Origin of the sequence: Streptomyces sp. Ag109_O5-1 (assembly GCF_003814875.1) — a bacterium.
GTDB lineage: Bacteria > Actinomycetota > Actinomycetes > Streptomycetales > Streptomycetaceae > Streptomyces > Streptomyces sasae.
The window spans coordinates 3396505-3410419 of sequence record NZ_RKQF01000001.1; the positions used below are offsets into that span (position 1 = coordinate 3396505).

The following is a 13915-nucleotide window of genomic DNA, read 5'->3' on the forward strand; positions in this document are numbered from 1 at the left end:
ATCCGCTGCTGATCTGCGCATGCATCCACCCCGACGGCGCTCGGCCACGGCGGCGGGATTCGGCGGTGCCGAACCCGGGTGCGCCCGGAGCGCCCCTCAGCCCCCGAAGTCCTCCGGAAGCTCCGCGATCGGCAACGGCTCCGCCGGCCTCTCCAGCGGCGGCAGCTCCGGCAGTTCCTCCCACGGCACCTGGATCTTTTTCAGGTCCGTCCGGATCCGCGCAGCCAGCTTTCTGGTGTCCCGGCGGTTCATGACCGCCCCCACCGCGGCACCCACCATGAACGGCATCAGGTTCGGCAGGTCCCGCACCACCCGCTTCATGATCTGCTGGCGCAGCTCGCGCTTCATCTGCCCGCCGAGGGCGTTGTTGATCGTCGACGGTCTCATCACGTCGATCCCACGCTCCCCCGACCAGGAGGACAGATACGCGGTGCTGCGGGCCTTCAGGCTCCCCGGCGGCCGCACGCCGTACACCTCGTGCAACTCGGCGATCAGCTTCAGCTCGATCGCCGCGACCCCGGTGATCTCCGCGGCCAGCTCGGTCGGCATCGCCGGCGGCACCGGCAGCATCGCCGCGGCACCGATCCCGGCCCCGACCGCCGAGGTCGCACCCGCGGCACCCGTCACCAGCTTGTCGGCGAGCTGCTCGGGCCCGAGGCCCGGGAACTGCCGACGCAGGGTCGCGAGGTCACGTACGGGGACACGCGGGGCGATCTCGATGATCCGGTCCGCGAGGTAGGCCAGCCCCGCTTTCGCCCGGCTGCCGCCCATACGGGCGCCTTCCCGGGCCACGTCCACGGCCTTGTCGCGGATGGCCGCGGCCCGTCGTCTAACGACGGGCGCGGGCTCGTCCGCCGGTACCGGGAGGTCACCCCGGCCGGCCGCCGGTTCGAGCGAGGCTCCCGGATCGGGCGAGCCTCGCTCGTCATCACGCGCACGTGGGCCGTCGGACGGCCCCGAGTCCGCTCCCCGCAGGGGGAAGCGGCGCTTCCGAGGTGGGGTCGAGCCAGTCATGCCCGACCCGTCCTCAGTCGCAGTCGCGGCAGATCGGCTGACCGTTCTTCTCCCGGGCCAGCTGGCTGCGGTGGTGCACCAGGAAGCAGCTCATGCAGGTGAACTCGTCCTGCTGCTTGGGCAGCACCCGGACGGCCAACTCCTCGTTCGAGAGGTCGGCGCCGGGCAGCTCCAGGCCTTCGGCGGCCTCGAACTCGTCGACGTCCACCGAAGACGTGGACTTGTCGTTCCGCCGGGCCTTCAGCTCTTCAAGGCTGTCCGAGTCGACGTCATCGTCGGTCTTGCGTGGAGTGTCGTAGTCGGTTGCCATGTCGCTCTCCCCCTCTGGGTGTTTGCGGTGTCTCCAGCGCACGTAACGCGTGAGAGGCCGGACTTGTGCCCGACCCGAGGCGGAGATTTTGCCTCACATCAAGGTCTGTTACTCAATCGACACCCAACCGGAGCCCTCAAGAGTGATCGGGTTGAATGGCGATGGGGACCGTACACGGTCCACTTGAAGCACCTCAAAGGCGCCTCACCCTGTACTTCCCGTGATCAAGACCCCTGAAAACAGGGATTTTCCCGGCTTTATTCCCCTGGCCATGATCACGGAGAGTAGATGGCTGGAAATCCGTCCGTGTGATCGATCACACATGGGCCAGCCTGCCACGCCGCCCGAAAATTCCGCGCAAAGCGAACATCCTCCGCGAGTGTCGCGATCTTGAATTCAGGTCAAATCGGCAGAGTGACCCTCATCACGAGCCCACCGCCCTCACGGGGCTGGGCCGCGATGTGACCACCGTGTGCCCGCGCCACGGACCGGACGATGGACAGGCCGAGGCCGACACCCTTGTCGCTGCCCGTGCGCTCGGTACGGAGCCGCCTGAAGGGCTCGAAGAGGTTGTCGATCTCGTACGCCGGCACCACCGGTCCGGTGTTCGCCACGGAGAGTACCGCCTGGCCGTGCTGGATTTCCGTCTCGACCTCGACCCAGCCGTCCTCGGGGACGTTGTAGCGCACCGCGTTCTGCACCAGGTTCAGGGCGATCCGTTCGAGGAGCACGCCGTTGCCCTGGACGACCGCCTGCTTGCGCTGCCCCCTGATGGTCACGCCCTTGGCCTCCGCCTCGCCGTTCACCTGGTCGATGGCCTGGGAGGCCACCTCGGCCAGGTCGACCGGCTTGCGCTCGACGATCTGGTTGTCGCTGCGGGCGAGCAGCAGCAGGCCCTCCACGAGCTGCTCGCTGCGCTCGTTGGTGGCCAGCAGGGTCTTGCCGAGCTGCTGCAGCTCCGCGGACGCGTTCGGGTCCGAGAGGTGCACCTCCAGGAGCGTGCGGTTGATCGCCAGGGGCGTGCGCAGCTCGTGGGAGGCGTTGCCGACGAAGCGCTGCTGGGCGGTGAAGGCCCGCTGCAGCCGCTCCAGCATGTCGTCGAAGGTGTCCGCGAGCTCCTTGAGCTCGTCGTCCGGGCCGTCCAGCTCGATCCGGCGGGACAGGTCCGAGCCGGCCACCGCACGGGCGGTGCGGGTGATGCGGCCGAGCGGGGACAGCACCCGGCCGGCCATCGCGTAACCGAACGCGAAGGCGATCACGGCGAGGCCCAGCAGGGCCAGCAGCGAACGGCTGAGCAGGTTGTCCAGGGCCGCCTGGCGCTGGTGGTCCACGCACTGGGCGATCGCGTCGTTGAAGTCCGAGAGCGGCAGGCTGGACGTGTTGATCGTGGGGCAGCTGTCGCTGGAGACCTTGAGCCCCGAGAAGTTGACGATCTTGAACAGCGGCTGGTTGCCGGTGCTGATCGCCTGCGCGGCGAGCAGGTAGATGATCGACAGCAGCAGGATGCCGGCGATCAGGAACATGCCGCCGTACAGCAGGGTGAGCCGTATCCGGATGGTCGGGCGCAGCCACGGGAAGACCGGCTGCGGCCTCCGGGGGTCCCAGGTGGGCTTGGGCGGTGCCTGCGGAGGTGCGGGGGTGGTGGCCACGGTCATCAGATCCGGTATCCCGAGCCGGGGACGGTGACGATGACGGGAGGCTCACCGAGCTTGCGGCGCAGCGTCATCACGGTCACCCGCACGACGTTGGTGAAGGGGTCGGTGTTCTCGTCCCACGCCTTTTCGAGCAGCTGTTCGGCGGAGACCACCGCGCCCTCGCTGCGCATCAGCACCTCCAGGACCGCGAACTCCTTGGGCGCGAGCTGGACCTCCTTGCCGTCGCGGAAGACCTCGCGGCGGTTCGGGTCGAGCTTGATGCCGGCGCGCTCCAGGACGGGCGGCAGGGGCACGCTGGTACGGCGGCCGAGGGCGCGCACGCGCGCGATGAGCTCGCTGAAGGCGAAGGGCTTGGGAAGGTAGTCGTCGGCGCCGATCTCCAGTCCCTCCACCCGGTCGCTGACGTCGCCGGACGCGGTCAGCATCAGCACGCGCGTGGGCATGCCGAGCTCGACGATCTTGCGGCAGACGTCGTCGCCGTGCACGAGGGGGAGGTCGCGGTCGAGAACGACCACGTCGTAGTCGTTGACGCCGATGCGCTCCAGGGCGGCCGCCCCGTCGTACACGACGTCGACGGCCATGGCCTCCCGGCGCAGTCCGGTGGCCACCGCATCGGCGAGCAGTTGCTCGTCCTCGACGACGAGTACGCGCACGTCGCTTGTCCTTCCTCTGTCCACCCGCGCAGCGCGAACCGGCGCACGCGGGCAGGGGTCTCCGTGGGGTGTGTGACCTCCATCCTGCCCTTTTCGGCCATAAGTCGGCAGTAAGACGGGGGAAGGACGGCCGGATCGGCGGTGCCGGGCGGGGAATGCGAGATTTTCTCTTCCGGTTGAGGTTTCCACGGAGGGGAGCGGGGGGAGGACGGCATGTACACCCCGCGATCACGCTCTGCATGTGCCGCAGCACCATGCGGTACGTACTTCGCCGCTACAGCAGAGTGGACGATGGGGGTGTCCGGCACCGTCGCCGCCCGGCAGGGCAGCGCTGGGCACCCGCGAGAGACGTGATCGCCCCTTCCCAACGGCACACCCCCGTGCCACCGACCCACGACCCAGGACGAGGGGGCGCAGCATGGACGCATTCACGACGGGACTTCTGCAGCGCATAAAGGCGACCGAGTCCGACCTCACGCGAGCTCTTGACGAGGGCGACGACTTCCTCGTCGAAGTGGAACAGGCCGAACTCGACGACCTGCGCCGTCTCGCCGCCGAACACGGTGTGGAAGTAGGCGCGACCAGCGTCTGATCCTGCACACGGACAGGGCCCCGGCGAATCCAGCGCCGGGGCCCTGTCCGTACCTGTTCCCTTCCCACCGCAACAGCGTTCGATTCCAGCCGACGGCCGACGAACGAGATCTTTTTCAGGAGAGGCAGAACCACAGACCGACGGACCACAGACCGACGGACCACAGACCGGCGAACGGCAGGTGGCAGGCGGCAGGCGGCAGGCGGCAGGCGGCAGGCGGCAGGCGGCAGGCGGCAGGCGGCAGGCGGCAGGCGGCAGGCGGCAGGCGGCAGGCGGCAGGCGGCAGGCGGCAGGCGGCAGGCGGCAGGCGGCAGGCGGCAGCATCCAACAGGGCTCGCCGCCCTGTCCCACTGCTCGCCGTCGATCTCTTGCGCCGCTCTGTCCCGCTCCCCGCTGCCGATCCTCTTCCCGCCGCCACGGCGCCCGGCCGAGACGGCGCAGCCCGGCGGTGCCCAGCCACGCCCAGCCGACCGCAGCGCCCTCCGACTTCCCCCACCGTCGAATCACGCCCCCGCGGTCGCACATCCTTTCCCCGCCGCGACAGCGCTCAGCCAAAACGGCGCAGTCCGGCGGTGCCCAGCCACACCAGCCACCAGCACCCCCCAGCACGCCGCCGCCGACGTTCTTCCCCGCCGCGACGGCGGTCTGCCACGACGGCGGTCTCCGGCGGTGCCGTGCCCCCTCAGCCCCCGCGTGCGGCCCTCCTCAGTCGTGCCACGCTCCGAAGTCCTCCAGCAGGCGCTGGAGGGGCTCGAAGACGCCGGGTGTGCCGGCGATCGTCAGGTCGCGGGACGGGCGCTCTCCGGGGCGGCCACCCGTGCGTGCGCCGGCCTCGCGGGCGATCAGGTCCCCCGCTCCCCAGTCCCACGCGTTCAGCCCGCGCTCGTAGTACCCGTCCAGCCGGCCGCAGGCCACGTCGCACAGGTCGATCGCCGCCGACCCGCTGCGCCGGATGTCGCGGAGCAGCGGGATCAGCCGGGCGGCGACCTCGGCCTGATGGGTGCGGACCTCGGTGACGTAGTTGAAGCCCGTGGAGACCAGCGCCTGGTCCAGCGGCGGCGCCGGCCGGCAGGTCAGCTCCCGCTCGCCCGCCCACGCCCCGGTCGCCCGGGCACCGCCGCCCCGCACCGCGTGGTAGGTCTCGCCGCGCATCGGGGCCGCCACGACGCCGACCACAGTCTCCCCGTCCTGCTCGGCCGCGATGGAGACCGCCCAGGTGGGCAGCCCGTAGAGGTAGTTGACCGTGCCGTCAAGCGGGTCGATCACCCAGCGCACCCCGCTCGTGCCCTCGGTGGACGCGCCCTCCTCGCCGAGGAAGCCGTCGTCGGGCCGCCGGGCGGAGATCACGTCGGTGATCAGCTTCTCCGCCGCGATGTCCATCTCGGTCACGACGTCGATCGGGCTGGACTTGGTCCGGGCCACGGCGAGATCGGCCGGGCGCCCGTCCCGCAGGAGCTCGCCCGCGAGGGCGGCCGCCTCCCGGGCGAGCTCCAGCAGGTCGGTGTGCAGGGTGTCGGTCACGGGGTTCCTCACGCGTAGGGGCTGTCGGCGCCCGCGGCGGCCGGGCGGGCGGCGCGGGCCGGGCAGCAGCCGACCGGGCAGAGGTTGTGGCTCGCGCCGAGCGTGCCCAGGGCGCACGGGGTGACCTCGCGCCCGCTCTCCGCCGCCGCGCGCTCCAGGACCAGGTCGCGGATCGCGGCGGCGAACCGCGGGTCGTCCCCCACGGTCGCGGACCGCCGTACCGGCAGACCCAGTTCCTCGGCCTTGGCCGTGGCCTCCGTGTCGAGGTCGTAGAGGACCTCCATGTGGTCGGAGACGAAGCCGATGGGGGCCATGACGACGGCCGGGACCCCGGCGCCGTGCAGTTCCTCCAGGTGGTCGCAGATGTCGGGCTCCAGCCACGGGATCTGCGGGGCGCCGGAGCGGGACTGGTAGACGAGCCGCCAGGGGTGGTCGATGCCGGTGCGCTCGCGGACCGCGTCGGCGATCAGCTCGGCCACGTCAAGGTGCTCCTCGACGTACGCGCCGCCCTCGCCGTGCGTCCCGACCGGCCCGGAGGTGTCGGCGGACGCGGTCGGGATGGAGTGGGTCGTGAACGCGATGTGGGCGCCCGCGCGGACGTCCTCGGGCAGATCCGCGAGCGAGGCCAGCACGCCGTCGATCATCGGGTCGAGGAAGCCGGGGTGGTTGAAGTAGTGCCGCAGTTTGTCGATCTTCGGGAGTTCGAGGCCCTCGGCCTCCAGCGCGGCCAGCGAGTCCGCGAGGTTCTCGCGGTACTGGCGGCAGCCCGAGTAGGAGGCGTAGGCGCTGGTGGCGAGCACCAGGATGCGGCGGCGGCCGTCGGCGACCATCTCGCGCAGGGTGTCCGTCAGGTACGGCGCCCAGTTGCGGTTGCCCCAGTAGATCGGCAGGTCCAGGCCGTGCTCGGCGAAGTCCTTGCGCAGGGCGTCCAGCAGGGCGCGGTTCTGGTCGTTGATCGGGCTGACCCCGCCGAACAGGAAGTAGTGCTGCCCGACCTCCTTGAGGCGTTCCTTCGGGATACCGCGCCCGCGCGTCACGTTCTCCAGGAACGGGACCACGTCGTCCGGGCCTTCCGGGCCGCCGAAGGAGAGCAGGAGCAGGGCGTCGTAGGGGGTGGCATCGAGCGCGTCTGACATGTGCCGATCCTGCCACCCGGCGCTGACGGCCCGGAAACAGGAGCGTGAAGAGTCGGATTCGGGAGGTTTATCCCCAGCACCGAGCGGGTGCATTAGGTTCCCCTTACTCGTAAGCTGTATCAGCCGCACTCACGCCTTACTCAGCCGTCGGAGACCTCCGTGCCCAGCCCCTATCGCGCCCTGTTCGCCGCACCCGGCAGCAAGGGCTTCTCCGCCGCGGGCTTCGTCGGCCGGATGCCGCTGTCGATGATGGGCATCGGCGTGGTCACGATGATCTCCCAGATCAGCGGGCGGTACGGGCTCGCGGGCGCGCTCTCGGCCACCATGGCTCTGTCCGCCGCCGCGCTCGGACCGCAGGTGTCCCGGCTGGTCGACCAGTACGGCCAGCGCCGCGTCCTGCGCCCCGCGACCCTGCTCGCGCTGGTGGCCGCGGCCGGGCTGCTGTTCGCCGCGCACTACGGGTGGCCCGACTGGGTGCTGTTCATGTGCGCCGCCGGGATCGGCGCGGTGCCGAGCCTGGGCGCGATGATCAGGGCCCGCTGGGCCGCCGTCTACCGGGGCACCCCGCAACTGCACACCGCCTACTCGTTCGAGTCCGTCGTCGACGAGGTGTGTTTCATCTTCGGGCCGATCCTCTCCATCGGCCTGTCCACCACCTGGTTCCCGGAGGCCGGGCCGCTGCTGGCCGCCTGCTTCCTCGCCGCCGGTGTCTTCTGGCTGACCGCCCAGCGCGCCACCGAGCCCGAACCGCACCCGCGCGAGCACCACGGCGGCGGTTCGGCGCTGCGCGCACCCGGCCTCCAGGTGCTGGTGGCGACCTTCGTGGCCACCGGGGCGATCTTCGGGGCGGTGGACGTCGTGACGGTCGCCTTCGCCGACGAACGCGGCCACAAGGGTGCTTCCAGCGTCGTCCTGGCCCTGTACGCGGCGGGCTCCTGCCTGGCCGGGGTGATCTTCGGCCTGATGCGGTTCGCGGGGAAGCCGGAACGCAGGTGGCTGCTGGGCATATGTGCGATGGCCGTGAGTATGATCCCCCTCCTACTGGTCGGAAACTTGCCGCTTCTGGCCGTGGCGCTGTTCGTTGCGGGCCTGTCCATCGCGCCGACGATGATCACGACGATGTCCCTCATCGAAGAGCACGTACCTCGCGCGAAGCTCACCGAGGGCATGACCTGGGTGAGCACCGGCCTCGCGGTCGGGGTGGCGCTCGGCTCCTCGGTCGCCGGCTGGGTGATCGACGCGGCCGGCGCCCGTGCCGGGTACGGGGTTCCGGCCGTGTCCGGGGCCGTCGCGGTCGCGGTCGGTTTCCTCGGGTACCGCCGGCTCAACAGGCCGGTCACGCGTCGGGGAGGCACCGTTGAGCAGCACAGCGAGCGGGAAGAGCGGCACGTGGCGTAACTGGGGAGGGAACGTCACCGTCCGCCCCGCACGGGAGGTCACGCCCGCCTCCGTGGACGAGCTGGCTGCGGCCGTACGGCAGGCGGCGGAGGACGGCCTGAAGGTGAAGGCGGTCGGCAGCGGCCACTCCTTCACCGCGATCGCCGCGACCGACGGTGTCTCGATCCGCCCTCAACTGTTGACGGGCATACGCAACATTGACCGTAAAGCCATGACCGTCACGGTCGAGGCCGGCACCCCGCTCAAGAGACTCAACATCGCCCTGGCCCGCGAGGGCCTGTCGCTGACCAACATGGGCGACATCATGGAGCAGACGGTCTCCGGGGCCACCAGCACGGGTACGCACGGCACCGGCCGTGAGTCCGCCTCGCTCGCCGCCCAGATCACCGCACTCGAACTGGTCACAGCCGACGGCTCGGTGCTCACCTGTTCGGAGAAGGAGAACCCGGAGGTGTTCGCGGCCGCGCGAGTCGGTCTCGGCGCGCTCGGGATCGTCACCGCGATCACCTTCGCCGTGGAGCCGGTCTTCCTGCTCGCCGCGCGCGAGGAGCCGATGCCGCTGGACCGGGTGCTCGCCGAGTTCGATCAACTCCGCACCGAGAACGAGCACTTCGAGTTCTACTGGTTCCCGCACACCGACAACACCAACACCAAGCGCAACAACCGCAGCGCGGGGCCGCCCCAGCCGGTCGGGCAGCTGGCAGGCTGGTTCGAGGACGAGTTCCTCTCCAACGGGGTTTTCCACGCGGCCCAGTTGGTCGGCCGCGCGGTGCCGGGCGCCGTGCCGACGATCGCCCGGATCTCCAGCACGGCACTGTCCTCGCGGACCTACACGGACATTCCCTACAAGGTCTTCACATCCCCGCGCCGGGTGCCCTTCGTGGAGATGGAGTACGCCGTCCCGCGTGAGGCGCTGGTGGACACGCTGCGGGAACTGAAGGCGATGGTCGACCGTTCCGGTCTCAGGATCAACTTCCCGGTCGAGGTCCGCACCGCCCCCGCCGACGACATCGCCCTGTCCACCGCCTCCGCACGGGACAGCGCCTATGTGGCCGTGCACATGTTCCGGGGTACGCCCTACCAGGCGTATTTCACCGCCGCCGAGCGCATCTTCACCGCGCACGAGGGCCGCCCGCACTGGGGCAAGGTGCACACCCGGGACGCGGACTACTTCGCCGAGGTCTACCCGCGCTTCGGCGAGTTCACGGCACTGCGGGACCGGCTGGACCCGAACCGGCTGTTCCAGAACGACTACTTGCGGAGGGTTCTGGGCCAGTAGCCGCGGATCGTCCCCTACTTGTTCGACCGGCCGCGCAAGAAGGGGACGTACGAACGAAACCATTAGTTCCGTTTCTGATGATTGCGTGAAGTACGCCACGTTCAAGATCGGCCGCATGGGCAAAGCGCGGCCAGGGAAAGGTTGTTGCCAGAAGTTGGGCGGCGCGCCAATCCACGCACGTGGCCCGAATGGAGTACTGTTTCGAGCCCTGGGTCCGGTCTCCCGCCAGGGCGTCCGGGGCCTTGCAGGACCGCCGGGAGGGGGCTAGTTGCACAGGGTGACAGAGTTGGTCACTTAGCGTTGCGAATAGGTAACCGTGCCATAACGGCGTTCCAGGGCCCGTGCCCGACACGCCGGGCAACTCGGCAAGGTTGTGGCAGGCTGCACCCGGGCAGGCCACACTCGACTAGCGGAAGCAGCGACGCACGTGACGTCGGCAGGCACCACCCGGGAGGTCCCCATGCCCGAACTGCGTGTCGTGGCCGTCTCCAATGACGGCACACGGCTGGTGCTCAAGGCTGCCGACTCAACGGAGTACACCCTTCCGATCGACGAACGGCTCCGTGCCGCCGTACGCGGCGACCGGCCCCGGCTCGGACAGATCGAGATCGAGGTCGAGAGCCATCTCCGGCCCCGGGACATCCAGGCGCGGATACGGGCGGGCGCGACCGCGGAAGAGGTCGCCCAGCTCGCCGGGATCCCCGTCGACAGGGTGCGGCGCTTCGAGGGTCCGGTACTGGCCGAGCGCGCCTTCATGGCCGAGCGGGCTCGCAAGACGCCCGTCCGTCGGCCCGGCGAGAACTCCGGTCCGCTGCTCGGCGAGGCCGTACAGGAGCGGCTGGTGCTGCGCGGCGCCGAGAAGGACACCGTGCAGTGGGACTCCTGGCGCCGCGACGACGGCACCTGGGAGGTCCTCCTCGTCTACCGGGTCGCGGGCGAACCGCACTCGGCGAGCTGGACCTACGACCCGCCCCGGCGGCTCGTCCAGGCGGTCGACGACGAGGCCCGCTCCCTGATCGGCGAGTCCGACGACCTCGCCGTGCCGGAGCCGAGCTTTCCGTTCGTGCCGCGCATCGCGCGGCTGCCGCGCGACCGCCCGCTCGACCGCTCCGCCGACCGGGACCGCGAGCGGCCGAGTCTGCCCGCGCAGTCGTCGGAACCTGCCGAGGAGAGCATCGCCGAACGGGACTCGCTGACCAGCCTGCTGGAGGCGGTGCCGAGTTTCCGGGGCGACATGGTGGTCCCGGAGCGCCCGGTGGAGCCACAGGAGGAGCCCGTCGAGGAACCGGTGACGGAGGAGCCTCCGGCTCCGGCGGCTTCCGCGGGCTCCGCCTACGCGGACGTCCTCATGCCCCGCTCCGTCGGCAGCCATCGCGACCGGCTGATCGGCGCCACCGACCGCCAGGCCGAGGCCGACGGTGTCCGCCCCGGCCGCCGGGCCGCCGTGCCGAGCTGGGACGAGATCGTCTTCGGTACGCGGCGCAAGAAGCAGGAGTAAGAACGGGTCGTACGGCCGTACGACCCGTTCGAAGAATCCATACGAAAGAGGGGCACGCGTGCGTGCCCCTCTTTCGGCTGCCGTCCGGGGGCCGTTACTGCGGGTCCGGGCCGACCGCGACCGGGCGGGACGGGTCGGAGGACCACTCCGACCACGAACCCACGTACAGCGCCGCCGGGATGCCCGCGACGGCCAGCGCCAGCACCTCGTGGGCGCCGGAGACGCCGGAGCCGCAGTACACACCCACCGGGGCCGCCTCCGAGGCGCCCAGGCCCTTGAAACGGTCGTGGAGTTCGGAGGCGGGCAGGAAGCGGCCGTCCGGACCGACGTTCTCGGTGGTCGGCGCCGACACCGCACCAGGGATATGGCCGCCGACCCGGTCGATCGGCTCCACGTCACCCCGGTACCGTTCCCCCGCACGGGCGTCGAACAGCACACCCGAGCGAGCGAGCGCGGCCGCCCCGTCCGCGTCCAGCAACTGCTCCGCGCCCGGCACCGGTTCGAAGTCACCCTCGGCGGGCTCGGTCACCTCAGTCGAAAGAGCGCCCTCCCAGGTCGGCAACCCGCCGTCGAGGACCCGCACGTCCGGGTGACCCGTCCAGCGCAGCAGCCACCAGGCGCGTGCGGCCGCCCAGCCCTGTCCGCCGTCGTACACGACGACCGGCCGGCCCGCAGACACGCCCGCGCGGCGCATCGCCGCACCGAAGACGGCCAGGTCGGGCAGCGGATGGCGGCCGTGCGCGCCGGGCGCCGAGGCCAGTTCCTCGTCCAGGTCCACATAGACGGCGCCGGGCAGATGCCCGGCCGAGTACACGGCCCGGCCGTCGAAGGGCGGCGTGCCGGGCGTGGTCAACGTCAACTGCCAGCGGACGTCCAGCAGGACGGGCGGGTTCGGCCCGCCCAGGTCGTCGGCGAGTTCGGTTGCGGTGATGATGGCTTCCATGGCCCCATCCTTACGCCAGGGGTGGCCGCATCGTCCAGGTACGACTACTCTGCTCGGCCGGACAGCCTCGATCACCGGGCGTACGGGATCGGGCACATGCTGTACAGCTGATGGACACCCGACGGCGATCGACCGGAAACGGGCGAGAAACGGCAGACCAGGCATCCTCGCGGCGGAGCCGCCCCCACAGTCGTGGACACCAGTCGCCACGCAGGGTGCGAGCATCGGCACGGGGCGTGTCCGCGGCTGCGGCACAACCGGTCCGGGCAGCGGAAGCGACACGGCCACCGCGAGGGGCCGAGGAGAGAGTGACGATGACCGAGGTACGGGGATCGGCGGCCGCGAACGGCGGCACGCACGCTCGGCGCGCGCCCGGCACCCCCTGCTGGGTGAGTCTGATGGTGCACGGCTTGACCGCGACCGAGGAGTTCTACGGAGCGTTGTTCGGCTGGGAGTTCGAGCCCGGGCCCCACCAGCTCGGCCCCTATGTCCGGGCGCTGCTCGACGGGCGGGAGGTCGCGGGCGTCGGACAGCTGCCGCCGGACCTCCATCTGCCGATCGCCTGGACCCCGTACTTCGCCTCGGACGACGTGGACCTGACGGCCGAGGCGGCCCGGCTGTGCGGCGGCACGGTGGGCGTCGGCCCGCTGGACGCGGCCGAGGCGGGGCGGCTCGCCATCGGCTCCGACCCCTCGGGCGCGGTGTTCGGCATCTGGCAGGCCTCGGCCCACCTCGGCACGGCGGTCACCGGCGTTCCCGGCTCCCCCGCCTGGAACGAGCTGCTGACCTTCGAGACCACGACCGTCGCCAAGTTCTACGAGACGGTGTTCGGTTACGAGGAGGAGCCGTTGGTCTCCGCCGGCTTCGACTACGTGACCCTGCACGTCGAAGGCCGCCCGGTGGCCGGCATCCACGGCGTCGGCCTCTCACTGCCCCGGGACCGGGGGCCGCACTGGCTGACGTACTTCGAGGTGGCCGACGCGGACGCGACCCTGCGCAACGTCGCCGAACTCGGCGGGCAGGTGCTGAAGCGGGCCCGGGACAGCGAGCACGGGCGGGTCGCGACGGTGGCGGACCCGGAGGGCGCGGTCTTCTCGGTCGTCGAGAGCCCACGGTGAGCCGTCGCGGTTCAAGCGCTCGTAGCCGTACGAGACGGTCTGGCCGCGGCCGTCGGTCGCCGCCAGGACACAACCGTCGGTGTCGTACTCGTAGCGGGTGCGGCGGTCGGCGGTGGTCAGTGTCGGACCGGGCGGAGGCGTGCCGGACGGGCTTATGTGACCGGCAGCACGTCGGGTGACAGCGCCGCCGCCCGGGCCGTCGCGCTCGTCATGCGCTTGCGGTGGTGGCGTCGGCACAGCACCTCGTAGCCGACCTTCCCGACCGAACCGTTGACGTCCCCTACGACCACCTGGGCGCCCTCGACGACCATCTCGCCGCCGACCGTACGGGCGTTGTGCGTGGCGCGGGCGCCGCACCAGCACAGGGCCTCCACCTGGAGCACCTCGACCCGGTCGGCCAGCTCCACCAGCCGTTGGGAGCCGGGGAACAGCTTGGAGCGGAAGTCGGTGGTGATGCCGAACGCGTAGACGTCCATGCCCAGGTCGTCGACCACGCGCGCGAGCTGGTCGATCTGCTCCGGCGCCAGGAACTGCGCCTCGTCGGCGATGACGTAGTCGGCGCGGCCGCCCTGGGAGAGATGGTCGACCAGGTAGGCGTAGAGGTCCTGGCCGTCCTCGACCTCGACCGCGTCCGTGACCAGGCCGAGCCGCGAGGACAGCTTGCCGTGACCGGCGCGGTCGTCGCGGCTGAAGATCATGCCGACGAGACCGCGGGCCGACCGGTTGTGCTCGATCTGCAGAGCCAGGGTCGACTTCCCGCAGTCCATTGTTCCGGAGAAGAACACCAGCTCGGGCATG

Annotated in this window: 13 protein-coding genes; 5 read left to right on the plus strand and 8 right to left on the minus strand. The window is 70.9% G+C overall.

Features of this window, described 5'->3' with window-relative positions; translation table 11 throughout:
- Positions 1 to 96: 96 nt before the first annotated feature.
- From EDD90_RS15195 to EDD90_RS15210, 4 genes are all read right to left on the minus strand, one after another.
- The gene (locus EDD90_RS15195) at positions 97 to 1014 is read right to left on the minus strand and encodes a hypothetical protein (RefSeq protein ID WP_123973530.1); all 918 of its coding nucleotides are present in this window, start codon (positions 1012 to 1014) and stop codon (positions 97 to 99) included.
- A 13-nt stretch (positions 1015 to 1027) separates the two neighbouring features.
- Positions 1028 to 1324, minus strand: coding sequence for a DUF4193 domain-containing protein (locus tag EDD90_RS15200; protein ID WP_003997302.1), 297 nt, complete (start codon positions 1322 to 1324; stop codon positions 1028 to 1030).
- A gap of 401 nt (positions 1325 to 1725) precedes the next feature.
- On the minus strand, positions 1726 to 2973 hold the full coding sequence (locus tag EDD90_RS15205) for a HAMP domain-containing sensor histidine kinase (RefSeq protein ID WP_123981279.1): 1248 nt from the start codon (positions 2971 to 2973) through the stop codon (positions 1726 to 1728).
- Between the two features lie 5 nt (positions 2974 to 2978).
- Positions 2979 to 3632, minus strand: a complete 654-nt coding sequence (locus EDD90_RS15210) for a response regulator transcription factor (protein ID WP_003993508.1) — start codon at positions 3630 to 3632, stop codon at positions 2979 to 2981.
- A gap of 418 nt (positions 3633 to 4050) precedes the next feature.
- On the opposite strand from EDD90_RS15210, the gene EDD90_RS55455 reads away from it, so the two are divergent.
- Positions 4051 to 4224, plus strand: a complete 174-nt coding sequence (locus EDD90_RS55455) for a hypothetical protein (protein WP_185149105.1) — start codon at positions 4051 to 4053, stop codon at positions 4222 to 4224.
- Between the two features lie 705 nt (positions 4225 to 4929).
- On the opposite strand, the gene EDD90_RS15220 is transcribed toward EDD90_RS55455, so the two are convergent.
- Together EDD90_RS15220 and EDD90_RS15225 are read right to left on the minus strand one after the other, a co-directional pair.
- Complete coding sequence (locus EDD90_RS15220) at positions 4930 to 5745, minus strand: inositol monophosphatase family protein (RefSeq protein WP_123973531.1); 816 nt, start codon at positions 5743 to 5745, stop codon at positions 4930 to 4932.
- An 8-nt stretch (positions 5746 to 5753) separates the two neighbouring features.
- The gene (locus tag EDD90_RS15225; RefSeq protein WP_123973532.1) at positions 5754 to 6881 is read right to left on the minus strand and encodes a ferrochelatase; all 1128 of its coding nucleotides are present in this window, start codon (positions 6879 to 6881) and stop codon (positions 5754 to 5756) included.
- 159 nt (positions 6882 to 7040) lie between these two features.
- Here EDD90_RS15225 and EDD90_RS15230 point away from each other — a divergent pair, with 159 nt between their 5' ends.
- The 3 genes from EDD90_RS15230 to sepH all read left to right on the plus strand — a co-directional run bounded on the left by EDD90_RS15230 (position 7041) and on the right by sepH (position 11056).
- Positions 7041 to 8279 carry an MFS transporter gene (locus tag EDD90_RS15230; RefSeq protein ID WP_123973533.1) on the plus strand — a complete coding sequence of 413 codons (1239 nt, stop codon included), beginning with the start codon at positions 7041 to 7043 and terminating at the stop codon, positions 8277 to 8279.
- A complete protein-coding gene (locus tag EDD90_RS15235; protein ID WP_123973534.1) occupies positions 8239 to 9558 on the plus strand; it encodes a D-arabinono-1,4-lactone oxidase in 1320 nt (439 codons plus the stop codon). The genes EDD90_RS15230 and EDD90_RS15235 overlap by 41 nt, the downstream gene beginning before the upstream one ends.
- A gap of 460 nt (positions 9559 to 10018) precedes the next feature.
- On the plus strand, positions 10019 to 11056 hold the full coding sequence (gene sepH, locus EDD90_RS15240; protein ID WP_123973535.1) for a septation protein SepH: 1038 nt from the start codon (positions 10019 to 10021) through the stop codon (positions 11054 to 11056).
- A 94-nt stretch (positions 11057 to 11150) separates the two neighbouring features.
- Here sepH and EDD90_RS15245 read toward each other — a convergent pair whose 3' ends face one another.
- On the minus strand, positions 11151 to 11999 hold the full coding sequence (locus EDD90_RS15245) for a sulfurtransferase (RefSeq protein ID WP_123973536.1): 849 nt from the start codon (positions 11997 to 11999) through the stop codon (positions 11151 to 11153).
- Positions 12000 to 12313: 314 nt separating this feature from the next.
- Here EDD90_RS15245 and EDD90_RS15250 point away from each other — a divergent pair, with 314 nt between their 5' ends.
- Positions 12314 to 13117: a VOC family protein gene (locus EDD90_RS15250; RefSeq protein ID WP_123973537.1), complete on the plus strand. Its 804-nt coding sequence runs from the start codon at positions 12314 to 12316 to the stop codon at positions 13115 to 13117.
- Between the two features lie 152 nt (positions 13118 to 13269).
- Here the strand turns inward: EDD90_RS15250 and EDD90_RS15255 are convergent, their stop codons facing one another.
- The gene (locus EDD90_RS15255; protein ID WP_123973538.1) at positions 13270 to 13914 is read right to left on the minus strand and encodes a thymidine kinase; all 645 of its coding nucleotides are present in this window, start codon (positions 13912 to 13914) and stop codon (positions 13270 to 13272) included.
- Position 13915: the final 1 nt, after the last annotated feature.

Bases quoted from the DNA above. Each gene is read 5' to 3' on its own strand.
- EDD90_RS15195 (WP_123973530.1), bottom strand. From the start codon at position 1,014: ATGACTGGCTCGACCCCACCTCGGAAGCGCCGCTTCCCCCTGCGGGGA.
- EDD90_RS15200 (WP_003997302.1), bottom strand. From the start codon at position 1,324: ATGGCAACCGACTACGACACTCCACGCAAGACCGACGATGACGTCGAC.
- EDD90_RS55455 (WP_185149105.1), top strand. From the start codon at position 4,051: ATGGACGCATTCACGACGGGACTTCTGCAGCGCATAAAGGCGACCGAG.
- EDD90_RS15225 (WP_123973532.1), bottom strand. From the start codon at position 6,881: ATGTCAGACGCGCTCGATGCCACCCCCTACGACGCCCTGCTCCTGCTC.
- sepH (WP_123973535.1), top strand. From the start codon at position 10,019: ATGCCCGAACTGCGTGTCGTGGCCGTCTCCAATGACGGCACACGGCTG.
- EDD90_RS15245 (WP_123973536.1), bottom strand. From the start codon at position 11,999: ATGGAAGCCATCATCACCGCAACCGAACTCGCCGACGACCTGGGCGGG.
- EDD90_RS15250 (WP_123973537.1), top strand. From the start codon at position 12,314: ATGACCGAGGTACGGGGATCGGCGGCCGCGAACGGCGGCACGCACGCT.
- EDD90_RS15255 (WP_123973538.1), bottom strand. From the start codon at position 13,914: ATGCCCGAGCTGGTGTTCTTCTCCGGAACAATGGACTGCGGGAAGTCG.